The sequence below is a fragment of the Arthrobacter sp. 260 genome, from assembly GCF_013116745.1.
Lineage (GTDB): Bacteria > Actinomycetota > Actinomycetes > Actinomycetales > Micrococcaceae > Arthrobacter_D.
In genome coordinates, this window is the sequence record NZ_JABFOE010000003.1 from 145,025 (window position 1) to 167,467 (window position 22,443).

The 22,443-nt window shown below is 62.7% G+C and carries 17 protein-coding genes; 7 read left to right on the top strand and 10 right to left on the bottom strand.

The window, feature by feature from the left end; all coding sequences use genetic code 11:
* Positions 1-19: 19 nt before the first annotated feature.
* Genes HMI57_RS05030 through HMI57_RS05040 form a run of 3 tightly spaced genes read right to left on the bottom strand, consistent with a single transcriptional unit; the run spans position 20 to position 3,997 of the window.
* A complete protein-coding gene (locus HMI57_RS05030) occupies positions 20-1,474 on the bottom strand; it encodes an FAD-dependent oxidoreductase (protein ID WP_171584846.1) in 1,455 nt (484 codons plus the stop codon).
* Positions 1,467-2,555, bottom strand: a complete 1,089-nt coding sequence (locus HMI57_RS05035) for a peptidoglycan bridge formation glycyltransferase FemA/FemB family protein (RefSeq protein ID WP_171584847.1) — start codon at positions 2,553-2,555, stop codon at positions 1,467-1,469. The genes HMI57_RS05030 and HMI57_RS05035 overlap by 8 nt, the downstream gene beginning before the upstream one ends.
* On the bottom strand, positions 2,552-3,997 hold the full coding sequence (locus tag HMI57_RS05040) for a hypothetical protein (RefSeq protein ID WP_171584848.1): 1,446 nt from the start codon (positions 3,995-3,997) through the stop codon (positions 2,552-2,554). Before HMI57_RS05040 ends, HMI57_RS05035 begins: the two co-directional genes overlap by 4 nt.
* 178 nt (positions 3,998-4,175) lie before the next feature.
* Between HMI57_RS05040 and HMI57_RS05045 the strand changes: the two genes are divergently transcribed.
* Positions 4,176-5,261, top strand: coding sequence for an inositol-3-phosphate synthase (locus HMI57_RS05045; protein ID WP_171584849.1), 1,086 nt, complete (start codon positions 4,176-4,178; stop codon positions 5,259-5,261).
* A 178-nt stretch (positions 5,262-5,439) separates the two neighbouring features.
* On the opposite strand, the gene HMI57_RS05050 is transcribed toward HMI57_RS05045, so the two are convergent.
* The 4 genes from HMI57_RS05050 to HMI57_RS05065 form a co-directional block, all read right to left on the bottom strand.
* Complete coding sequence (locus HMI57_RS05050; RefSeq protein ID WP_171584850.1) at positions 5,440-7,131, bottom strand: formate--tetrahydrofolate ligase; 1,692 nt, start codon at positions 7,129-7,131, stop codon at positions 5,440-5,442.
* 98 nt (positions 7,132-7,229) lie between these two features.
* Positions 7,230-7,994: a phosphatase gene (locus tag HMI57_RS05055; RefSeq protein ID WP_171584851.1), complete on the bottom strand. Its 765-nt coding sequence runs from the start codon at positions 7,992-7,994 to the stop codon at positions 7,230-7,232.
* Between the two features lie 41 nt (positions 7,995-8,035).
* Positions 8,036-9,283 carry a D-inositol-3-phosphate glycosyltransferase gene (gene mshA / locus HMI57_RS05060; protein ID WP_171584852.1) on the bottom strand — a complete coding sequence of 416 codons (1,248 nt, stop codon included), beginning with the start codon at positions 9,281-9,283 and terminating at the stop codon, positions 8,036-8,038.
* Positions 9,284-9,556: 273 nt separating this feature from the next.
* Entirely contained in the window at positions 9,557-9,874 is a 318-nt protein-coding gene (locus HMI57_RS05065) for a hypothetical protein (protein WP_171584853.1), read from the bottom strand.
* Positions 9,875-10,376: 502 nt separating this feature from the next.
* On the opposite strand from HMI57_RS05065, the gene HMI57_RS19485 reads away from it, so the two are divergent.
* Positions 10,377-11,528 carry a DUF418 domain-containing protein gene (locus tag HMI57_RS19485; RefSeq protein ID WP_171584854.1) on the top strand — a complete coding sequence of 384 codons (1,152 nt, stop codon included), beginning with the start codon at positions 10,377-10,379 and terminating at the stop codon, positions 11,526-11,528.
* A gap of 12 nt (positions 11,529-11,540) precedes the next feature.
* Here HMI57_RS19485 and HMI57_RS05075 read toward each other — a convergent pair whose 3' ends face one another.
* On the bottom strand, positions 11,541-12,158 hold the full coding sequence (locus HMI57_RS05075; protein WP_228720944.1) for a histidine phosphatase family protein: 618 nt from the start codon (positions 12,156-12,158) through the stop codon (positions 11,541-11,543).
* Between the two features lie 26 nt (positions 12,159-12,184).
* Positions 12,185-13,624, bottom strand: a complete 1,440-nt coding sequence (locus HMI57_RS05080) for a CCA tRNA nucleotidyltransferase (RefSeq protein WP_171584856.1) — start codon at positions 13,622-13,624, stop codon at positions 12,185-12,187.
* 149 nt (positions 13,625-13,773) lie between these two features.
* Between HMI57_RS05080 and HMI57_RS05085 the strand changes: the two genes are divergently transcribed.
* The 5 genes from HMI57_RS05085 (at position 13,774) to trxA (ending at position 19,422) form a co-directional block, all read left to right on the top strand.
* The gene (locus tag HMI57_RS05085) at positions 13,774-14,304 is read left to right on the top strand and encodes an NUDIX hydrolase (RefSeq protein WP_171584857.1); all 531 of its coding nucleotides are present in this window, start codon (positions 13,774-13,776) and stop codon (positions 14,302-14,304) included.
* Between the two features lie 170 nt (positions 14,305-14,474).
* The gene (murJ, locus tag HMI57_RS05090; RefSeq protein ID WP_228720935.1) at positions 14,475-16,205 is read left to right on the top strand and encodes a murein biosynthesis integral membrane protein MurJ; all 1,731 of its coding nucleotides are present in this window, start codon (positions 14,475-14,477) and stop codon (positions 16,203-16,205) included.
* A 145-nt stretch (positions 16,206-16,350) separates the two neighbouring features.
* Positions 16,351-17,898 carry an ABC transporter substrate-binding protein gene (locus HMI57_RS05095; protein WP_171584859.1) on the top strand — a complete coding sequence of 516 codons (1,548 nt, stop codon included), beginning with the start codon at positions 16,351-16,353 and terminating at the stop codon, positions 17,896-17,898.
* A gap of 133 nt (positions 17,899-18,031) precedes the next feature.
* A complete protein-coding gene (gene trxB / locus HMI57_RS05100) occupies positions 18,032-19,102 on the top strand; it encodes a thioredoxin-disulfide reductase (protein WP_171584860.1) in 1,071 nt (356 codons plus the stop codon).
* Entirely contained in the window at positions 19,099-19,422 is a 324-nt protein-coding gene (gene trxA / locus HMI57_RS05105; RefSeq protein ID WP_171584861.1) for a thioredoxin, read from the top strand. Before trxB ends, trxA begins: the two co-directional genes overlap by 4 nt.
* A 1,541-nt stretch (positions 19,423-20,963) precedes the next feature.
* Here trxA and HMI57_RS05110 read toward each other — a convergent pair.
* Positions 20,964-22,364, bottom strand: coding sequence for a ParB/RepB/Spo0J family partition protein (locus HMI57_RS05110; protein WP_171584862.1), 1,401 nt, complete (start codon positions 22,362-22,364; stop codon positions 20,964-20,966).
* Positions 22,365-22,443 lie beyond the last annotated feature (79 nt).

Genomic DNA, 22,443 nt, shown 5'->3' on the forward strand with positions numbered 1-22,443 from the left:
AGGGCCCTCCGGTGAGGATTCAGGCGGCTGGCCCGGCGCCGACACCAAGTGCCGGGACTGGTAGTCCAAAGACGTCACGGAGGGCCAGCCGGGCCGCGTGGAACCCCGCCATGCCGTGCACTCCCGGTCCGGGCGGAGTCGAGGCGGAACAGAGGTAGACCCCGTCCAGCGGAGTCCGCCACGGCGCGGGTGAAAGGACTGGGCGGGCCAATAGCTGACCGAGGGTCACGGCCCCGCCGCCAAAGTCACCGCCGACATAGTTGGCGTTGGAGGCGGCCAGGTCGGCCGCGGTTGTCGTGAAGGCACCCACGACAACGTCCCGGAAACCGGGGGCGAAGCGCTCGATCTGCGCGGTAACCGCCTCGGCCATGTCGCGGGTCGACCCGCTGGGGACGTGGCAATACGTCCACAGGATGTGGCGACCGGCAGGCGCGCGCGACGGGTCGAACAGGGACGGCTGGGAGAGCAGCACGTAGGGGTTGGCCGGATGGCGTCCGACGGCGACGTCGGCCTCGGATGCGGCAATCTCAGCGCGGGTTCCCCCCAGGTGTACCGTGCCGGCGCCGGCCACCTCCGGGTTGGTCCAGGGCACCGGACCGGAAAGGATGAACGCCACCTTGCAAGCGCCGTCGCCGAACCGGAACCTCTCAAGCGCGCGTTCGTACGTCCGCGGCAGCCGGCCGGCCGCGAGCCGGAGCAGCGATGGCGGGCCAACGTCAAGGAGCACCGTCGGCACGCCGCTGAGCTCGGAGAGCGATTCGATCGTGTGATCGGTGACAATTTCCCCGCCGTGGGCCACCAGGTCCTGAGCCATCGAATCGGCGATCGACTGCGACCCGCCCCGCGGGATGGGCCAGCCGCCCGCGTGCGCCAGTGCACCCAACATCAGCCCGGCGCCAGCCGAGGGCAGCGAGGGCAGGGTACCGACCGGATGCGCTGCCACTCCGGTAAAGAGGGCAGCGGCCAGATCGGTACTGAACCGTCGGTTCCACAGGTGGGTGCCCTGGTCGAGTGCGGCCAGGCCGAAGCGGACCGCAGCGGCCGGGTGCCGCGGGAGGCGCAGCAGGTGGTTGAGGGCGACGTCGAGGGTGCCTTCGATGTTGCCTACCAGCGGCTCCATCAGCCGACGGTAGGCGGGCCCGTCCCGCCCGAGTCCCTCGACGGTCCGTGCCAGGTCACGGTACGCCAGACCTGCCCTGCCGCCGTCGAGCGGGTGGGCATAGGAGATCTCCGGGACCGCGAAGTCGATGCGGCGCTGAAGCTCGAACTCCCTGAAGAACGGGGAAGCCAGCGCCATGGGGTGCACGGCGGAACACAGGTCATGCAGGTGGTCAGGTACGAGCTCCTCCGTGCGGGCGCCGCCTCCGATGGTCGGCGCCGCTTCGTACAGCCTGACGCTCAGCCCCGCCCTGGCGAGGACCACTGCGGCTGCCAACCCGTTGGGCCCAGCGCCGACGACCGCTGCGTCAGTCACTGGTGGTCCGGCGGGGCAGTAGCGAGCCGGCCCGGGTTTTCACCGCAGCGAGGACTGTGCGCCCCTTGGCCGGGAGGGTGCGCCGCGCCGTGAAGGCGGTGGCGATGGCCCGGTACCGCACCGGGTGCAGGGGCACATCGTAGGTGGTGGGAACCTCGACCACATTCCGGGAAAAGTTCCGCTTGAAGGTAGTGACGTTGATCAGTTGCGGGTAGTTTTCGCTCACGATCCCCGTCAGGCCACAGCTGTGGTTCCCGGCGGCCTTGAGTGCCTTGAACGCGTGCCAGAGCAGCAGATAGGGGGCGAAGATCTTCCGCGCCGCGTGCGTGCTGGCGGCGAAGTAGTAGACCGAGTACCCCCGGTATTCGGTGGTGATGAGCCAGCTGATGGCCTCGCCGTCGAGGTAGGCCACCATCAGGCGGAGGTGATCCCCGAGCTGCTCGAGGAGCTGCTCGTAGTAGGCCGATTCGAAACTGGCGAAGCCGTCCCGTGCCGCAGTTTCCTCCAGGATGGGGAACAACTCGTTTCGGAAGACGGTGGACCACTCGGCGCGGTCAATGCTGCGCACCTGAACGCCGGCCCGTTCTGCGCGGCGGATGCTGTTCCGGGCATTGGGCCGGAACGCCTTGTAGATGTCTGCCTCGCTGGGGGTGAGGTCGACGACGATCTCCCGTTCGTACCAGCCGTGTTCCAGCGGACCGGTCGCCGGATCCTGCGGATGCTGCACCTGCAGGCGGACGTAGAGCGGGGCCACTTCGGGATCGGCGCGGAACTGCTCCTGGACGGTCTTCAGCAGTCGTGCCTCTGCCAGCGGGGTGCGCTCGGCGAACCAGACAGGACCATTGACAGCCAACAGTGAGTCCCTGAGGCGTCGGGTGCTCCTCAGGAAACTGGCGACCGCCACCAGGGCGTCGTCGTCGTAATAGGCCCAGAGACCGTGGGGCGTGCGGCCACGGCTGGCTTCGAAGGCTGCCCACTGCGGAGTCTGCTCAAGAGGAATCACCACTGTGGGGTGCGCTGCCGCGAGGGACCCGAAAGCTTCAGTGGAGAGTTTCTCAGAGCGTAGGGCAGCTACTGTCACGGGTGATCTTTCGGTTCTGGGGAGGGACGGCTCAAGCGTACCCGAGTACCGGTGGCCGCAGCGTGGCGCCGGTCCGGCTTCCGGTGGTCGGCAGCGTGGTCGAACGGCCCACCCTGTGGGTCGTCAATAGTGAGCCGGCGCACCGGGTCCTGCGCGGGGTCGATCATGCCCTCCATGACGCGATACATGATATATGCCGTGGAAAGCATATGCGCGAAGGCGAAGAGCAGATAGTAGGGCAGGTCGATATTGTTCTGGGCGTTGCCACCGCTGCTTTCCTTGCCGAGATACATCATGAGGGTCCACCAGTGCGCTACTTCGAGGAGCTGCCACACCAGGAAAGTCCGCCACTTGGGGTAGGCAAGCGCAACGAGGGGAACCAACCAGATTGCATGCTGTGGGGAGTATCCTTTCCCCGCCAGGATGAGGACACCCACCAACAGCAACGCCACCTGCGCCACACGTGGACGGCGGTGCGTCCGGACGGTGAGGACGGCGATGCCGGTACACAAAACTACGGTCAGAAGCCCGGACGCCACCGTAGTGAATGTGGCATCCAGTTCCCGTCCACCGGCACGGGCGGCCAAAGAGTTGTAGGCAAACCAGATAGAGGAATAGCCGGCGTCGCGCGATAGCAGGCTAGTGAAGTGCGCCGACCAGGCGCGGGCGTCCAGGAGTGCGAAGGGGAGGTTGGTTGCCAGCCAGGTGGCGGCGAGCACCGCCCCGGTCATGGCGGCTCCCCCAACCAGCCGGGTGCGCAGCGCAAGGAGTGCCATTGCTGCGAATATCAGCACCGGATAGCCAGCCACCGCTGTGCCCAGCCCCAGGAATATTCCGGCCCGGGAGAAACCGCCGCGCGCGAAGGCGAGCATTCCGAGCGACGCGAACATGGCCGCCCACAAATCCCAGCCGAGGAAACCGGCCACGATGATCATCGGTGCAACTGCCACCATCGCTGCGTCCCACGGACGGCGGTTGGTCATGCGTACCGTTGCGTAAACGGTCACCAGCCATGCTGCCACTGCCAGGACTGAGTGTTGGTCGTAATAGCGCAGGGTACTGCCCAAAGGCACCAGTTGGGCAGTCGCACCGGCGAGGGCGCCAGTGAGGGCCGAGTGTCCGAGCTGCAGGAAGGAGGTTCCGCTTTCCAGGCTGACAAACGCCTCGGGCCACTGGGACTGGCATGCCATGTAGTACTGACCGGGGCTGGCCCAGCCCGCGATCCGGCAGGGGTTCTTCAACAGGATCGCAACGACGGCCGCCCCCGTGGTGAGCAGGACCAGGACCCGCTCCACGCTGAACACCCCGGGGTCGATGACTCCCGGACTGGTCCGTCGGCCCAGGGGTCCGCCAATCAGCGTCGTGAACTTTCGCAGGAGGGAGTCGGCGCGCGACGGCACCGAAATGCGTACCGGCCGACGCCGGGACCGACCGGTTCCCATGCCTGAAGCCTACCTAGCGGGCGGGACATCCAACACCGAACTGGCTGATATATCAGGATGCTGGAATGCTTCGGGAAAAATCTGTGTTGAGAATAAGAAGTAGACTGGATTAGCTGTTCGGTCCGTTACGGGAGAAATCCGGCGGGCCGGCAAAAGAAGTGATTTCAAGAGGAGAACCGTGGGAACTAACCCCATTAGGGTGGCAATTGTTGGTGTCGGCAACTGTGCGGCGTCACTGGTACAAGGCGTTCATTACTACCGGGATGCGGACGCGACGGCGTCGATTCCCGGGCTGATGCACGTGGAGTTCGGCAAGTACCACGTCAATGACGTTGAGTTTGTTGCTGCCTTCGACGTCGACGGCAAGAAGGTGGGGCTGGACCTCGCCGACGCCATCGGCGCCAGTGAGAACAACACCATCAAGATCGCCGATGTACCCCCCACCGGCATCAAGGTGCAGCGCGGCCACACCCTGGACGGCCTGGGCAAGTACTATCGCGAAACCATCGTCGAATCAGATGCCGAGCCCGTTGACGTTGTCGCGGAGCTCAAGGCCAACCAGGTTGACGTCATGGTCTGCTACCTGCCCGTCGGGTCGGAAGACGCTGCACGGTTCTACGCCCAGTGCGCGATCGATGCGAAAGTGGCGTTCGTCAACGCACTCCCCGTCTTCATCGCCGGCACCAAGGAGTGGGCAGACAAGTTCACTGCCGCCGGAGTGCCAATTGTCGGGGACGACATCAAGAGCCAGATCGGTGCCACCATCACGCACCGCGTGATGGCGAAGCTGTTCGAGGACCGCGGGGTCACCCTGGACCGCACCTACCAGCTGAACGTCGGCGGCAACATGGACTTCAAGAACATGCTCGAGCGCGACCGGTTGGAGTCCAAGAAGGTCTCAAAGACACAGGCTGTGACGTCGAACGTGCAGGCCGACCTCGGTGAGCGCAATGTGCACATCGGCCCGTCCGACTATGTCGCCTGGCTTGACGACCGGAAATGGGCCTTCGTCCGTCTGGAGGGCCGCAACTTCGGTGACGCGCCTGTCTCGCTCGAGTACAAGCTTGAGGTCTGGGACTCACCGAACTCGGCCGGCGTCATCATCGACGCGATCCGTGCGGCGAAGATCGCCCTGGACCGTGGAATCGGTGGACCGCTGCTCTCAGCGTCCAGCTACTTCATGAAGTCCCCGCCGGAGCAGTTCGCCGACGACATCGCCCACGAGAAGGTCGAAGCCTTCATCCGCGGAGAGCTCGACCGCTAGACCCGCAGCACGCCGCCATAGCCTTACCGTGGGACGCGTCGGCGGTGGTGCAGGAACTTGGCCCCCGGGCCCCTTTCCGGTACCACTGCCGACGCGTCCGCCATTTAACGGACGTGTTATCCACAGCTTCATCCACAGTCGGGGGAAACGCTGTGGACTCGGGTGTGGAAGGACGGGTCTAGAAGAGCCCGACGGCGCCGCCGTCGTCGTCCACGTCCATGCGCATTGCCGCGGGATCCTTCGGTAGTCCCGGCATCGTCATCACCGTTCCGGTCAGGGCAACGATGAAACCGGCCCCGGTCTTCGTGATCAGATCGCGGACGTGCACAGTGAACCCCTTGGGGGCGCCGAGCACCGTGGGGTCGTCGGAGAAAGAGTACTGGGTTTTCGCCATGCAGACCGGTAAATGTCCCCATCCGTTGGCTTCGATCTCGGCGAGCCTGCGGAGCGCTGGCACGGAGAAGTCGACGCCGTCGGCGCCGTAGATCTCCTGGACAATTGACCGGATCTTGTCCTCGACCGGGAGCTCCAGCGGGTACAGATGATGGAAGTCCTGCGGCCCGTCCAGTGCGGTGAGGACCTTGGCTGCCAGCTCATCCCCACCCGAGCCGCCACCACCTGCTCCCCAGACGTCCGCGACGGCCGCTTCGATCCCCTCGCCTGCGCACCAGGACAGCAGCCACTGGAGCTCTTCTTCGGTGTCGGTGGTGAACCGGTTGATCGCGACCACCGGTGTAATGCCGAACTTTTCGACGTTGTGCACATGGCGTCGCAGGTTCGCGACCCCCGTTTCCAGGGCCGCGGTGTCCGGTTCCCGCAGGTCCGCCTTCGCTACACCACCGTGCATTTTCAGGGCGCGGATGGTGGCGACGATGACGACGGCGGCAGGCGCGACGTCGGCGAAGCGCGCCTTGATATCCATGAACTTCTCCGCGCCAAGATCGGCGCCGAAGCCTGCCTCGGTGACCACGATGTCCGCTAACTGACGGGCAGTGGTGGTGGCGATCACCGAGTTGCAACCGTGGGCGATGTTGGCGAACGGGCCCCCGTGCACCAGTGCCGGGGTGCCGGCGATGCTTTGCACCAGGTTGGGTTTAATCGCGTCGCGGAGCAGCAGGGTGAGGGCACCCTCCACCCCCAGGTCCCCCACGGTGACGGGCTGCCGGTCAAACGTGTACCCGAAGGTGATCCGTGCCAACCGTTCCTTGAGGTCCGCGAGATCCGAGGCCAGGCAGAAGACAGCCATGATTTCGGAGGCAACAGTAATGTCGAACCCGTCCTGACGGGGGGTGCCCTGGGTGGGCCCACCCAGCCCGATCACTACCTCCCGCAGTGCCCGGTCATTCATGTCCAGGACACGTTTGAAAGTGATCCGGCGGGGGTCGATGTTCAGCTGGTTGCCCTGGTAGATGTGATTGTCCACCAGTGCCATGAGCGCATTGTTCGCTGAGGTTACCGCGTGGAAATCTCCGGTGAAGTGAAGGTTGATGTCCTCCATCGGCAGCACCTGGGAGTACCCGCCGCCAGTCGCACCGCCCTTCATGCCAAGAATTGGTCCCAGGGACGGCTCGCGCAGGGCGATCATCACGTTGCGCCCGGATCGCGCCAGGGAGTCAGCCAGTCCGACGGTACAGGTCGATTTTCCCTCACCGGCCGGGGTGGGGCTCATGGCGCTGACGAGGACCACCTTGCCCGGTTCCTTCCCCGGGACGGTGCGCAGCTTGCGGGTATCGATCTTGGCCTTGTACCTGCCGTAGTGTTCAAGCGCCTCCGCCGGGATACCCGCTCCGGCGGCAATCTCGTCGATGGGCTGGATGGCAGCGTTGCGGGCGATGTCCAGGTCACTGGCGGGTGTGGGCAAAGACTTCATTGTCGACATATCCTCTGGGCTCGTGGCGCGGGGATGGGGGTCCGGCGTGTACCCGGGGGTCGGGGCACACGCCAAATCTACCAGCGGCCCACCGTTGCTCAGCGGAGCCCGGCCCGCTCCAGCAGGTACTGGATCATCGGTTCATAGAGTCCGGGACACACGTTGTCGTCGAGCGGAACAGCAACGGCCAGCTGCCCCTCAGCTTCCGAAACGAACAGGCCGGGATCGTTGCAGTCGGCGAAGCCCAGCGCGGGGATGCCGGCGCTGGCGGCGAATCCCGCCCAGCCGTGGTCCGCCACCACCAGGTCGGGGCTCGGCTCCCCGGTCGCTGCCAGCAACTCAAGGCTCAGCTGCATGGGATCTGGGGAGTGGGTGTGCATCAGGGACCCGTGCTGGTGCCAGACCAGCACCCCGAAGAGCTGCCGGATGTCACCCGCCCCGAAGTGTTGGCCCTCGGGAACTTCAACCACCGTGGCGCCGGCCGCACGTGCCGCGGCGGCCAAGGCTGCGTGGACCGGGAGGAGGCCAGCGGGGTGGCCGGTGGCGAAGAGAATCCGGTGTCCGGCTGCGACCGCAGGGCCGAAGACGGCAGCGAAACGATCCAGCGCGGCGACGCACTTGGCCGCGTCGATGGTGTCCTGCCCGGAGAGGTGGGAACGGTCAGGGTTGATGCCGACCCGTTCGTGCATCAGGTCGAACACCTCATCGACTGTCCACTCGCGCGTGGTGCGTACCCCGAACCCCAGGTGCTCGCTGCCCTCAAGAAACAGCTGCATGTGGCGGAGGTTGTCACGGCGGTCGGTGGCAACCGCTCCGGTGATCAGGACAGAGTCGAGGTAGGCGGCAAGTTCGGTGGAGTTCACCCTCCCATCCTAGGTGAGGCCTACGGGCCCCTCCGGGCGGGTCAGCGTGCTGCGGCCTCCTGGAAGCGCTCCACGGCGGTGCGGTAACTTTGAGCAGTCAGGAGGGCAGTGCGTTGCCAGCCGAAGGCCAGCGCGTGGATCGCTGCACCCCGGCCCAGCAACGCGCGGGTGCCGGCGTCGTCGTACATGGACTCCAGTGCCGCCGACCAGAGTTCCGGCGTATGCCCGTTCACCAGGATGCCGGTGCGCCCGTCGCTGATGGCCTGGGGCAACCCGCCGACGTTTGCGGCAAGTACGGGGGTGCCGCATGCCTGCGCCTCGAGCGCCACCAGGCCGAAGGACTCGCTGAAGGACGGCATCGCCACGAGGTCTGCTGCGCGGAACCAGTGCGCAAGCTGGTTCGCTTGCACCGGCGGGTAGAGCTGAACCCTGCCCTGCAGGCCGGCGTCGTCAATGAGGGGCTGCAACCGCAACGCCTCCGCGCCGCTACCGGAGCCAAGGATACTCAGTTGCAGGGGGATGTCGGGGCGGCGCGCTGCGAGGTCCGCGGCGGCGGCAACCAGCACCTGTGGGCCCTTGAGTTTCTGGATTCGTCCGGCGAACACCACGTGGAACGCTTCGGGAGGGAAGTTGAGGCTGGCACGGGAAGTTTCCCGGGAACCGGGGTTGAACGTTTCCAGGTCAACACCGGGGGCGACGATGTCTACCCTTTCGGGGACAGCGCCGTACAGGGACTCCAGTTCGGCGGCCTCGGTGGTGGTATTGGCGATGAGCCGGGACGCGCCGTCGACGATTGTCTGTTCACCGAGCACCCGGACGTCCGGCTCAGGGGTGCCACCGGTGTGCAGCCGAATATTCTTCACCCGCGCCATGGTGTGCATTGAATGGACCAGCGGAAGGTTCAGGCTGGCTCCGACTGTCAGGCCCACGCTCCCGGACACCCAGTAGTGCGAGTGGATGACATCGAAGTGACCGTCGGCCAAAAGATCGGTGACCTCGGCGATGGCGTCGGTGAACGATTCCGAGAGGTCCGGCAACTGTTCCTTGGGCACTTTGCGCTGGGGGCCGGCCCGAAGGTGCCTGACCATGACTCCGGGAGCCAGTTCCTCGGAGTGCGGCTGGCCTTCAGAGGCGGCACGGGTGAAAATCTCGACGTCGATGCCGACGCGGGCAAGTTCGAGGGCAAGGGACCTCACGTACACATTCATCCCGCCGGCGTCGCCCGCCCCGGGTTGATCCAGCGGGGAGGTGTGCAGAGACAGCATTGCCACGCGTTTCACTGGCGGCATGAGGTCTCCTCTCGCCTGGTTGCCCGCCGGAACTGCAGGGCGCTTGCATCAGCGGACAGGTAGCCGCCGCTATTGACCATATAACGTGCTGTGCGGGCTGCACATTCCGGGTAGGAACCGCTGTCCTGGATTGTCATTTCGGGTTAAAGGCGCAAAGCCCGCGCTGGGAAGCGCGGGCTTCACTGTCGGTGGGACTAATGACGTGCATCAGTTCCTCCTTCGCGGTCGTCGAACAAGGCCAGGGGCGGATCTGCGGCAGCGTGGATGAACCACTTACTTGATGTGCATGGTGTGCTGCGGCAGGACAAAACGTGAGACTGATTCCCTGGCGGAGTCGGGAGGCGCGTTGGGTATTCGTTTCCACAGGGAAACACCGTCCCGGAGCTTTTTCAACATAATCTGCACCTCCTCTCGGTGGGCGTAGTTGGGCATCACCGTTGCTGGCGTGCCGGGCGCAATCTGCTCCGGATCACCGGCGGCGGTAAGACTGCCAGCCATGATGAACTCGCCATGCCGACGGGTGGCGCCGGTCTGGGTGGTGGCGCCGGGTTCCGGCGCGATGGGTGAGGTGGTGGACAGCAAGGTGGGCACAGGGATCTCCTGGATTTGAGGGGTTAACGAAGAGTCCTCCGGTGAGGACGGGCGTGCAGAAGCGCACGCAGAGAGGCGGAGGCCGCCTGAGCAAAAGGGTGATGCAGATGGAACGCCCGGAAGACTCGGGGCGAACGGTCGGCAGCTAGTTAATGCGCAGCAACGACGGAGGCCGGACTGGTGTACGCGGTAAATGTTCGGCGTAGTTTGTTATTCACAGTTCCCACCTCCCTTTCGTGTAGTGCGCCAATAGAAACAGTGCCTGAATTCGCTCATCGACCAGCAAACTGGTAATCGGATTGAGAACTCCCAATGGCACATCCCAAAGCTACCCCACGTTGCGCACCACCGGCTAGCCCTTTTGGCAACGAATCATAAAAATTTTGGCCGGTGCGGAACTTTCATCGGTCCAGGCCTACATCGGCCGCTCCCATAAACGACGGGTTAGGCTGGGCGAACCTGCGACTGTAGGCAATGAGAACTTCGAAATGGGGAAGCGGTCGTGGAGCGGCTCCGTGAACTTGATGGGCTTCGTGCGTTTGCCCTCCTCGGCATCCTTGCCGTCAACATCTGGTTCTTCGCTGACCCGTGGACCTTTTCCGGCAGGATCAGCCCCGATCACTCCTCGGCGACGGATGTGGCCGTGCGCTTCGCCGCGACGACGTTGTTTGAGGGGAAGTTCTACATCCTGTTTTCCTTCCTCTTCGGGTACAGCTTCCACCTGCAGGAGCAGGCTGCCAGTCGTGCACAACTCTCCCCGGTACCCCGCACGCTGCGTCGGTTGACCGGCCTCGCGGTACTCGGCCTCGCTCACGGGATGCTGCTGTACTACGGCGACATCCTGCTCACCTATGCGGTCATTGGACTGATCCTCCTTGGACTCCGGAGCATTAGCCAGCGAGGTGCGATCCTGGCCGCCGTGGGTATCACCGCTGCTATGGGGGCCCTGCTCATCGCCATCGGAGCTGTTGTTGCTGCCGTCAACGCGCCAATGGAGTCAGTACTGGCCGGCCCTGACCTCGCGACATTGACCGCGGGACCCGGCGCGGCGGTAGCGGCAAATCTGGAGAGCTACCTGGTGGTGCTGCCCTCGGTGCTCTTCTTCCAGGGTCCGCATGCCCTCTCAATGTTCCTGCTGGGCCTGGCCGCCGCACGCTCAGGTGTGCTGGAGCGGCGCCTGAACAGCTCAGAACTCCGCCGCATCGCGTTCATCTGCCTACCCATTGGTTTGCTCGCGGCGGGAAGCCAGGCCTACCTGCTGTATTACGCGGACCGGGAACGTTTTTCGTTGCTCGCAACCGGGGTGACCACCCTGACGGCTCCCCTGCAGACCGCCGGTTATGTATGCCTGGTCCTGCTGCTCTTCCGCTCGCGGGTCGGTGGCGCTGTCCTGAAGGTGCTCGCTCCGACGGGTCGCATGGCGTTGACCAACTATGTGGGGCAGTCACTCGTCCTGGCGCTGCTCTTCACCGGGCTCGGACTGGGGTTGACCAACGTGCTCCCGCCCGCATTGGTGCTGGCGGTCGTCGTCGCGCTCTTCACTGTCCAGGTGGTCCTGAGCAGGATTTGGTTGTCCAGGTTCAACGCCGGCCCCCTGGAGTCACTGCTGCGCCGGGTCACCTATGGCCGGCGGCACCGCAAACCCGCCGGTTAACATGTGTGTTCTCTAAAGATTCCAGTGCACGATGGCGGGCGTCCGCTTGTCCCAGCCGAGGGCACAGACCGCCGCGGTGCCCAGCACAAACCTGCGCCCTTCGGCTGGATTCATCTCCAACCAGCGCGCGGCGACTACCCGTAGGAAGTGTCCGTGGGCCACCAGCAACACATTGCGAGCTGGCGATGCCGAGGGGTCCTGATCGGCGGGTGTACCGCAACCGGCCTGCACCAAAGAAACCACCCGGTCGGCTCGATCGGCTACCTGGGCAAGGTTTTCTCCGTTGGGCACCCCGTCGTTCCAGATCAGGTAGCCGGGGTTCTCAGCCCGGACCAGGGCGCTGCTGCGGCCCTCGTTGTCGCCGTAATCCCACTCATGCGCGTACGGAAGAATCTGGGGATTGCTATAGCCCGCGAGATGGGCGGTCCGCACCGCACGCTGCAACGGGGAAGAGTACACGGCATCAAACTGGATTCCTGCAAGGTGCCTGGCAGACTCCACGGCTTGTCGTTCACCGTTGACAGTTAGCGGTAGATCAGTGAGTCCGGTGTAGTTTCCATCCCGGGACCACTCGGTCTCCCCGTGTCGGAGTAGCCACAGGTGTGGCAGCGGGGTTCCAGCCGGGGTCAGGTCCGGTGATGCAGCACCGGACAGGGTCACGGGGTCACCGACTCTGGTTGAGCGGCCCACCATAAGCGAAGTTTTGCCTCGGCTTCGTGAGGGGACTGCGGGCCGTGTTCCATTCGTTCCTCCAGAAGGAATCGGTAGGCCCTGCCCACTACCGGTCCGGGTTTGATTCCCAGCAGCTCCATAATCTGCGCACCGTCCAGGTCGGGCCTGATCGATTCCAGCTCTTCCTGTTCGGCAAGAGCTGCGATGCGGGCTTCAAGATCGTCATAGGCGAAGGCCAGGCGCTCTGCCTTGCGTTGGTTACGGGTGGTGACGTCAGAACGGGTCAACCGATGCAGGCGCTCCAGCAGGTTTCCCGCGTCGTTGACGTATCGGCGAACCGCTGAATCCGACCACCCGGCTTCCCCGTAACCGTAGAACCGCATGTGCAACTCCACCAGCCGTGAAACCGCCTTGATCGAATCATTGTCGAACCTCAGTGTCTTCATCCGCTTCGCGGTGAGCTTCGATCCCACCATGTCGTGGTGCCGGAAACTCACCGCCCCGGACGGTTCGAACTTGCGGGTGGCGGGTTTGCCGACATCGTGCATGAGTGCCGCGAAGCGCAGCACGAAGTCCGGGCCGGGGACCGGCCCGTCCGCCCCGGTTTCAAGTCGGCAGGCTTGTTCCAGCACAGTCAGGGAATGCTGATAGACATCCTTGTGCCGGTGGTGCTCGTCGATTTCCAGCCGCAACGCCGAGACCTCCGGCAGCACAAAGTCGGCCAGGCCGGTCTCCACCATCAGGTCGATGCCTCGCTGCGGCGCATCACCGAGAATGAGCTTGGTCAGTTCGTCCCGTACGCGCTCAGCAGAGATGATCGTGATCCGGCCGGCCATGGACGTCATGGCCTCGGAAACCTCGCTGGAAACGGAGATACCCAACTGGGATGCGAAGCGCGCGGCCCGCATCATCCGAAGCGGGTCATCCGAGAACGACAACGACGGCGCTCCGGGGGTCCGCAATACACCCGCCCGCAGGTCCCTGACACCGCCATACGGATCAACGAGTTCCAGCGAGGGAAGACGCAGTGCCATGGCGTTGATCGTAAAATCCCGCCGGAGCAGATCATCCTCGAGGGTGTCGCCGAAGGCCACTACCGGTTTGCGTGAGGCAGGGTCGTAGGCCTCCGCCCGGTACGTGGTCACCTCAATCAGGTAGCCGCCCTTGCGGAGCCCGATAGTGCCGAAATCCCGCCCAATCTCCCAGTACGAGTCCGCCCACCGGCGGATCACGTCAAGCGTCTGGTCCGGGGTGGCATTGGAAGTGAAATCGAGGTCCGGGGAGGTCCGGCCCAGGAACAGGTCGCGCACGGGGCCACCGACCAGCGACAGTTCGTATCCCGCGCCGGCGAAGAGCTGTCCCAATTCGGTAACGACCGGTGGGAGGGGGGCGGTAAGGGTTGAGTTGTCCAGCAGGTGCACCATAGTGCTTTAAGGGTGCCAGATGACAGGGAAAACTCCACTATGGGGACCCGGGGCACCCAGCAGCGGCGACACGCGGGATCCGGCCCAGAAGGAGGGCAATGGCCGTGGATCGTCATCAGCCGGAGGGAAAGATCGTTAGAGTGGACTGCATGGACCGTCCTGTTCCGAGCGCACCAAAGCGGACCCCGTTGACAGTGTCAATGGGCAGTGCTGGCGCGCCACAGGTCCACCAGTCCCTTCCCACGGTCGAAGAGGTATCAGCGGGCGGAATCGTGGTTGATACCTCCGACGAGCACCTGAACGTCGCGATCATCGCCCGCTTGAACCGAGGCGGACGCCTTGAATGGTGCCTACCCAAGGGACACCCCGAGGGCAGAGAGAACAACTCAGAGGCAGCGGTACGGGAAATCGAAGAGGAAACCGGTATTCAGGGCCGGATCCTCAAAGCACTCGGAAGCATCGACTACTGGTTCACCGTTAGCGGCCACCGCGTCCACAAAACCGTTCACCATTACCTCCTTGTCGCCACGGGTGGCAGGTTGACCATCGAAAACGACCCTGATCATGAGGCTGTGGACGTCGCGTGGGTGCCGCTGGCTGACCTGGGCAAGAAACTTTCCTTCCCCAACGAGCGCCGTATCGCTGACCTGGCACGGGAAGTTCTGCCGGACTACCTCTGAGCAAGTGACTGTGACACCGCGACTAACGGGTCACTACGGTGGGCAACACAACCGGAATTCACCACGGCAGTGGGTGACTCGCAATTAACGAGACCGTGCCAGTGGTGAGACTATAGACAACGATGTCGGACTCAAACACAGCCTCGCTTCCCGTCCAGGACTCTGGGATCTTGCCCAGCCGCACGGTCCACCCCGACGACCCCTCAACGCGATCCTCCGAGGCGGAGGACAGTCCCGAACCCGTTAGCGGCCCGGACACCACAGCGCGCTCCAGTGCGATCATGGCTGCGGGCACTCTGGTATCGAGAGTGCTCGGCCTGGTCCGGGTGGCCTTGCTCGCGACGGCCCTCGGCGCCTCCGGTGGGGTTGTCGACGCGTTCTCCATCGCCAACGGTCTTCCCAACTTCATCTATCTGATGGTGGCCGGAGGCGTCTTCAACGCTGTCCTGGTGCCGCAGATCATCAGGGCCACCAGAAACCCGGATCGCGGAGCCGACTTCATCAGTCGTCTAATCACCCTCGCGTTCATCGTGCTCCTGGTCCTGACAGTGTTGGTGACGCTGGCGGCGCCGCTGATCGCCAACGTGGTCACTGATTTTTCCGGTGAACGGCTAGCCCTGACAACCGTCTTTGCCTACTGGTGTCTCCCCCAGATTTTCTTTTACGGACTGTACGCAATCATCGGCCAGGTGCTGAATGCGAACGGCTCATTCGGTCCTTATATGTGGGCTCCCGTCGCCAACAACATCGTCTCGATCGCCGCCCTGGTGGCGTTTATCATGCTGATGGGCTCCCAGCTGGAGAGCACCCATACCCCGGAGACGTGGACGTCCTCCCAGACGCTGCTGCTGGCGGGGGGAACCACCCTGGGCATCGTCATCCAGGCCCTGGTCCTGTTCTGGCCCCTGAAAAAACTCGGCCTTGGCCTGAAACCCACCTTCGGCTGGCGAGGAGTTGGCCTGGGCCGTACCGGCAAGCTCGCCTCGATCACCATCATCACGATGCTGGTGGGCAACGGACTGTACCTGGTCAACATCCGGGTGGCATCGATCGCTGCCGAGGCCCGCCCCGACTACCTGGCCCGCGTTCCTCCCCAGCAGATAGCCGGCCCATTCAACCTGGACATCGGAACCCTCGTCTATGTGTTGCCGCACTCGGTGATCGCCCTGTCGATTGCCACCGTCATGTTTAATCAGTTGGCGGCCGCCCACAGCAACAATGATCTCGCGCTGATTAAGGAAACCCTCTCGCGCGGCCTGCGCATCATGGGAGTGGCAACAGTGTTCGGGGCCTCAGTGCTCCTCGCCCTGGCCATACCCCTGGGGATGCTGTTCTCCGGAGGGATCCGCCCCGACGGTGCCCTGAACGCGCTGCTGATCTCCCTGCTCGCGGTCGGCGCACCCTTCCTGAGCGCCAACTTCTTCCTGAACCGAGTGTTCTACGCTGCAGAGGACGCGGTCACGCCGCTGCGCATCCAACTCATCCTCTCCGTCGTCGGTGTAGGCCTGGCGCTTCTATCCGGGACGTTGTCACCGGAATACATCGTCCCGGCCCTGGCCGTGAGCTTCACCCTGGGCAACGTGATCGCCGTCGTCGTCAGTCATCTGTTCCTCGTCCGCAAGATCGGCTCCTACGGCGCCGGGCACGTCTACGACATCCATGTGCGGCTGACTCTTGCCGGAATCATTGCTGCCGCGGCTGGCTCGGCCGGGCTGTGGCTCTTCGGCGGCTACGAACTCGACGGCTTCGTCTGGCAGTCGGTGCCGGCCGCGTTCATCGTCCTCGCAGTCTGCGGAACGCTGATGGCCGCGATCTACCTGCTGATGCTCAAAGTCCTTCGCATCGAGGAATTGAAGGACTTCCTGGGTCCGCTGCTCGCCAGGTTTCGCCGGACCCAGTGAACCCAGCCCCGGGTTACCCGGGAAATACCCGGGTATCAAGGGTGCTGACCGGTAGCATTGGTAGGAATCATCAGCACTTCATCGTCGTGCTGGCCAGGAGATCCTGACCGGCGCCCATAATCCAGCCATTCCGCGGGAGGAACACGTGCCACAACCAGTAGATGTTGGTTCAGTATTGGGAGGCCGCTACAAGGTCACCGCCTACGTGCTGGCTTCTGCTGACCGGGATCTGGTGCTCGATGGGATGGACCAGGTCCTGAACCGGCCCGTCAGTATCCTAGTGGCCGCGGCTTCCAACGCGGACCAGATCGCGGCCACAGCGCGCGAGGTTGCGACCGGTGAACGCGCGGGGAATATCCAGGTGCTGGATCTGGGCGTTACGGACGAGAGTACCTATTTGGTAACCAACCGGGCGGCTGCAGCCGACCTGCTGGACCTGGTGGTGCCACAGGACGAACCCGCACCCAGCGAGGATGAGCCATTCGTCGAGCCGTTCTTCACTGACACTCTCGGGTCGGAGATATTCGGGGGCCCACGGTCCACTGAGCCCGAGACGTACGACGACGAAGACGACTATGTGTACGACGACGAAGAGCCCCGTGCTCCCCGCAAATCCCGTCTTCCGAAAGCGCGCCTACCCAGGTTCGGGAGAAACTCGTCATCCCCGGGCGCCGCAGGTGTAGCAAGCACCGCGGGTGTGGCAGGTGGTGCGGCAGTCCCAGGTGGCGACAGTGCGGGACAGTCATCATCCGCCCCATCTTCCGGGCCACAGGTCCCCCCTCCTCCCTCATCGGCGCCGCGGGTCACCGATCCAGGCAGTGCATCCGGCCGGGATCAGCCGAAGGTTTCGCTCTGGGAAGACAGCGATTATGAGTCCGATGATGATGTGACAAACGAAGCCCCGGGCCGCCCGGCCTCCCGTTTCCCTGCGGCAGCGGCCGCCGGTGGCACGGGTTCGGGGGAAGACAGCTACGACCTCGACGATGAGGATGACGACCGTGGGAACAACCCCAAGTACACCCGCGTCCTGGTCGGTGTAGTGCTGGCGATCATTCTCGTTACGGTGGTGGCGCTGGCCGCGAACCAGCTAACCGGCTCCTTCGGCACCGATCCTGAGGCAGGACCTGGGTCCAGCACCACCCAGGCAGAGGAGGAGCCAACGGATGAGGGGGCTGCCACCCCCACCCAGGAAGGGGAGGAGACCGCCGAGCCGTCAGTTGAACCGGTCGCCCCGGTGCCCACCGCTGTGACACGTCTGGTTCCCGATAACGCGGAGCTGAACGCGGAAAGCGATGCCGATCTTCCTCAGATCATCGACGGCAACCCCGGCAGCTTCTGGGGCAGCCTTGTTTTCGCGAACGAGACTTTCGGTGGCCTTGCGCAGAATATGGCCCTGGTTGTTGAACTCGAAGAGGAGTCGACCATCAACCAGATCCAGATTCAGCAGCTCAACGGGTCTGGCGGCAGTTTCACCGTGCTCCTGAATGATGAACCGACTCTCGAGGGTGCGGACCAAATTGCCCAGAGCTCGTTCACTGGACCCACCATCAACATACCTGTTCCTCCAGGAGCCGATGGCGAACCAGCTACGGCCCAGTACATCATCGTCAACCTCACCCAGTTGCCGCGCCTGACGAATGTGCAGGCAGTCTTCCCTTGGGGCGTACGCATCGCTGAGATCAGCGCTTCCTGACCCTCCCTCCTGAGTTGACCGGGGCAGCCCGGTAACGGAATAAGCTGGTCCATGAGACGGTTCTTATCAATAACCGCCTCGTCGAGCCCCCGGCTTCCGTGGTGGTGTCAACAAAGGAAGGTTCATTTAATCCGTGAGTACTGATACCGGCGTGTCCGGAACTACCAGCAACGACACACAGAAAATTCACGATGTCATCATCGTCGGCTCTGGCCCTGCAGGATACACCGCTGCGGTCTACACTGCCCGGGCCAATCTGGCGCCCTTGATGATTGCCAGTTCGGTGAAGGCTGGCGGTGAACTGATGAACACCACTGACGTAGAGAATTACCCAGGGTTCCCCGAGGGAGTTATGGGTCCGGACCTGATGGAACAGTTCGAGAAACAGGCTATCCGATTCGGTACGGAGATCCTCTTCGAGGATGTGACCAAGCTTGAACTGTCTGATGACATCAAGCGGGTCACAATCGGAACCGGAGAAACCTACCTGGCCCGTTCCATCATCGTCTCGACCGGATCTGAATATCGTGAACTGGGTCTTGAAGACGAGAAACGGTTGTCCGGCCATGGTGTGAGTTGGTGCGCCACATGTGACGGGTTCTTCTTCAAGGACCAGGATATTGCGGTGATCGGTGGCGGTGACTCGGCCATGGAGGAAGCACTCTTCCTCACCAAGTTTGCCCGTTCGGTGACTGTTGTCCACCGTAGGGACACCCTGCGGGCTTCAAAGATCATGCAGGACCGCGCCCTTGGCCATGAGAAGATCCGGTTCATCTGGAACTCCGAGGTAGTAGGGATCGATGGGGACGCAAAGGTCACCGGGCTAAGGCTCGCCAGCACCGTTGACGACTCCACCCAACAGCTCGACGTCACCGGAGTGTTTGTTGCCATTGGCAACGACCCTCGGGTGGACCTGGTTAAGGATCTTTTGGAACTCACTTCAGAAGGAACCATCGCGGTTCAGGGCCGGACGTCGAAAACCTCACTCCCGGGCGTGTTCGCTGCGGGTGATGTCATTGACCCGACCTACCGCCAGGCAATTACCGCGTCCGGCTCCGGCTGTGTCGCTGCTATCGATGTTGAGCACTACCTGGCTGACCTCGGCGATTCGGTCGACACAGCGGCCGAAGTCCCCACCCCACCTGCTGAGCAGGTATCCGAAGAACCCAGCCTTATCGGCAACACCCAAGGAGAATCACTATGACCGCCAGAGAAGTAACAGACGCCTCGTTCGAGACCGACGTCCTCAAGTCAACCAAACCCGTTCTGGTCGATTTCTGGGCCGAGTGGTGCGGACCCTGCCGGAAGTTGTCACCAATCCTCGATGAAATCGCCGGAGAACATGCTGAAAAGGTTGATGTTGTGAAACTCAACGTCGACGACAATCCCGCAACCGCAGCCAAGTATGGGATCACTTCGATTCCGGCCGTCTACGTCTTCAAGGATGGTGTTGTTGCCGCGCAGTCGATTGGCGCGAAGCCCAAGACCGTTCTCGAGCAGGAGTTTGCTGAGTTTATCAAGTAGGTTATCGTCTCGAATTGCGGTCCCAGGAGCCGCCGCGCCAAAGAGGTGCGGCGGCTCCTTCCGTTTAAGAGGTGGGCAACAAACTAAGTGCCCTCCGGTAGCGGATGTGAATGTAGTAGATGTGCCCGAGGCCGCTGTCAGGCGGGCGGCCACAGAATACGAGTCAGGTGGATCATGGTTTCACGTGAAACCATTGCCGTCTCCCGCAAGACTGGATCGCCACTAGTAGAGGTCCAAGCGACTTAGAAAGCCCGGCGACCTACCTCGCGTTGTTGTGTCCAGAGCTATCGCGCCCGGCCCCAGCTGCGCTGAATAGCAGCGCTCTTATGGTTGGCGTGAAAACACAGTGATAGGCGACTACGGATAGGTTCTATGATCCTGATTCAGTCTGTCTCGGATCGCGGGACCACACTCCATGTGTCAGGTGACCCATAGATTGAGAATGTTGCGAATCTCCCATATCGTCAGTAGCTAGCGGAGCGCCAGTTCTGGTTGACGAAATACACTGGGTACTCGTTTCACGTGAAACATGGCGAGCGGTAGGCCGGTAACACCAGGACTCCCTGATTGGTCCAGCTCCTACCGGGTTTGGCATGCATGACCGCGGAAGTGTCCGACATCCAATATCACTGAGCCTTCTTCAGTCCTGCCTATTCGCTGAAGAGGGCGGCCCTGACGAATTGGCGTGACTTATCTAGAAAAGCTGGCACCGAAGGATGATCCTGTATAACGAGCCTTAGGGGCTTAGTCCCAGGCAGACCGCTGTCTCCTTGGGTCCAAATACAGCTTGCCGAGCAGCCGTGCATAGGCTGCACACCTCCATATCGAGGGTAGCGTTCCTTATGTTTCACGTGAAACTCTGGTGCAGCTCAAGACAGACCCGCTGGACCCCAATCAGGGCCTCTAGTCAACCAACGAGGCATAGTCATCTGACAGGTAGCAGCGATTTGAGCGGAGTCCACCTTCAACCCACGTCGAGCTGAATTCTCGTACGACTCCAGGCAGCATGCGTTCCTACGACCGCGTATCTGGTCACTTCACAAAATTAATGTCGGAGTGAAGTATGGAAGCGCCTGGATTGGTGGGACAGTCGATTCCTACCGATGCCCGGGCCCTCCGGGATCGGTGTTTCACGTGTAACACGCATGCGATCCGGCCGAGGTACCGAACCACAGCGGGCAGCGGTCCATCTTCGCATTACACTGGGTGTCGGCGGCGGTTTCACGTGAAACGTGCCAGACTTCCCATTCGGCCCAGCACAATCAGAGAACTTCCCGACTAGTAGCCCGGTCTTGCCGGGCTGGAGAGAATCAGTTTCACGTGAAACGACCGAACAAGCACATTGTGGTAACGCGGGTGTCCGTTTTGGTGCCTTTTCAGACCAAAAAAGAGCCTGGGCAAGAAACTCCGAGACGTCAGTCGCCTAATTGAAGGCACCGGCAGCCCTGCCGGGCTACCTCAGCCCGAGATCTACGATAGGCGGATACATCCCTGTTTCACGTGAAACATCTCATCAACTGTTTCACGTGAAACAGGATCGGTTACTGTGAGGGCTGACCAGATCCCAATACGCCCATGATCCGATTCAGATCGTCAACACTGGCGAACTCAATGCTGACTTTACCCTTCCGGGCACCAAGCGTGATCTTGACGTTGGTATCCAAGCGATCGGACAGCGAAGTAGCAAGGTAGTCCAAGCGTTCATGGCGGGCGCCCGCTCGGGGGCTGGATGATTTGACCGGCCGCCTGAGCCCATCGTTCATCGACACCAGCTCCTCGGTAGTACGTACCGAAAGACCTTCAGCAACAATCTTCTGTGCCAGCTTCTCCATCTCTACCTGGTCACTCAGTCCGAGCAGCGCCCTGGCATGTCCTGCCGAGATGATGCCAGCCGCGAGTCGCCGCTGAACGAGGGGCGGAAGCTTCATCAGACGCAGGGTGTTGGATATCTGGGGACGGGACCTGCCGATTCGTTCTGCCAGCTCATCGTGGGAGCAACCGAAATCATCCAAAAGTTGCCGATACGCAGCCGCTTCCTCAAGCGGGTTCAGTTGACTACGATGCAAGTTCTCCAGAAGCGCGTCCCTGAGAAGATCATCGTCAGTAGTCGATCGAATGATGGCCGGCACAGCGTCCAGCCCAGCTTCTCGGGTAGCCCGCCACCGCCGTTCACCCATGACCAGTTCATAGGGCTGATCCCCACCCTCGGAAGAGGGGCGAACCACAATGGGCTGTAGTACACCAATCTCCCGAATAGAGTTGACCAGTTCCGCCATCTCGTCTTCATCGAAGACGCTACGAGGCTGCTTCCGGTTGGCATGGATGAGGTCGACCTGGATCTCGGCGAAGGTTGCACCCGGCACTGTCATCAGAACTGGGCCACTCTCAGCGACAGTGGTTTCACGTGAAACACCATCCCCACCGGGAACCACCTCTGAAACAGATTCGGCAGTGGGCGTGTCGTCAGCCCCGGTATTCTCATTCACGTCAGCTTCCACAGCTGAAGGACTCACCATTGTCTCGGTTGGGAGACCGGATTCCTCACCGGGTGTGAATTCGGTGTTCTCAGTATCCTGCTCAGGCGCTTCCCGCCCTATTGGAGCTGATGCGGTCTCGCCCTTGTTTGCGGCTTCAGGCCTTCTGGTCGTCTTGTCACGGCTCGCGGTGGCGCCGGCTCTCTTTGGAGAGTTCCGTTTGGACTCACGGGTGGGAGCTCTGAGCGCCTCCTTGTTGATGCCGGAACCTGTTCGTGTTGAACTTCCACCCGATGTATCACGGTCTGCGGCCCGTGCACCTCGTTCGGGTGCTGCCGGGAAAAACATGTCAGCTGGTCGACCGCTGCGGGGAGCGGGGGATTCTGCCGTCTCAGCGGGTTCGCTTGCTGGGGCACTCGGGATAAGCGCACCCAGTCCACGCCCTAATCCGCGTCGCTTCTCAACCATGAGCCGGTCCCTTCAGATGCGCAGAATCAATCTGCAGAGTTTGTTGTTGATCCCATAGTACTGCGGTGAATCGCGGATA

Excerpts from the sequence above, each read along its gene's own strand:
- trxA (WP_171584861.1), top strand. The coding sequence starts at position 19,099 with ATGACCGCCAGAGAAGTAACAGACGCCTCGTTCGAGACCGACGTCCTC.
- HMI57_RS05085 (WP_171584857.1), top strand. The coding sequence starts at position 13,774 with ATGGACCGTCCTGTTCCGAGCGCACCAAAGCGGACCCCGTTGACAGTG.
- HMI57_RS05050 (WP_171584850.1), bottom strand. The coding sequence starts at position 7,131 with ATGAAGTCTTTGCCCACACCCGCCAGTGACCTGGACATCGCCCGCAAC.
- HMI57_RS05110 (WP_171584862.1), bottom strand. The coding sequence starts at position 22,364 with ATGGTTGAGAAGCGACGCGGATTAGGGCGTGGACTGGGTGCGCTTATC.
- HMI57_RS05080 (WP_171584856.1), bottom strand. The coding sequence starts at position 13,624 with ATGGTGCACCTGCTGGACAACTCAACCCTTACCGCCCCCCTCCCACCG.
- mshA (WP_171584852.1), bottom strand. The coding sequence starts at position 9,283 with ATGCCGCCAGTGAAACGCGTGGCAATGCTGTCTCTGCACACCTCCCCG.
- HMI57_RS05040 (WP_171584848.1), bottom strand. The coding sequence starts at position 3,997 with ATGGGAACCGGTCGGTCCCGGCGTCGGCCGGTACGCATTTCGGTGCCG.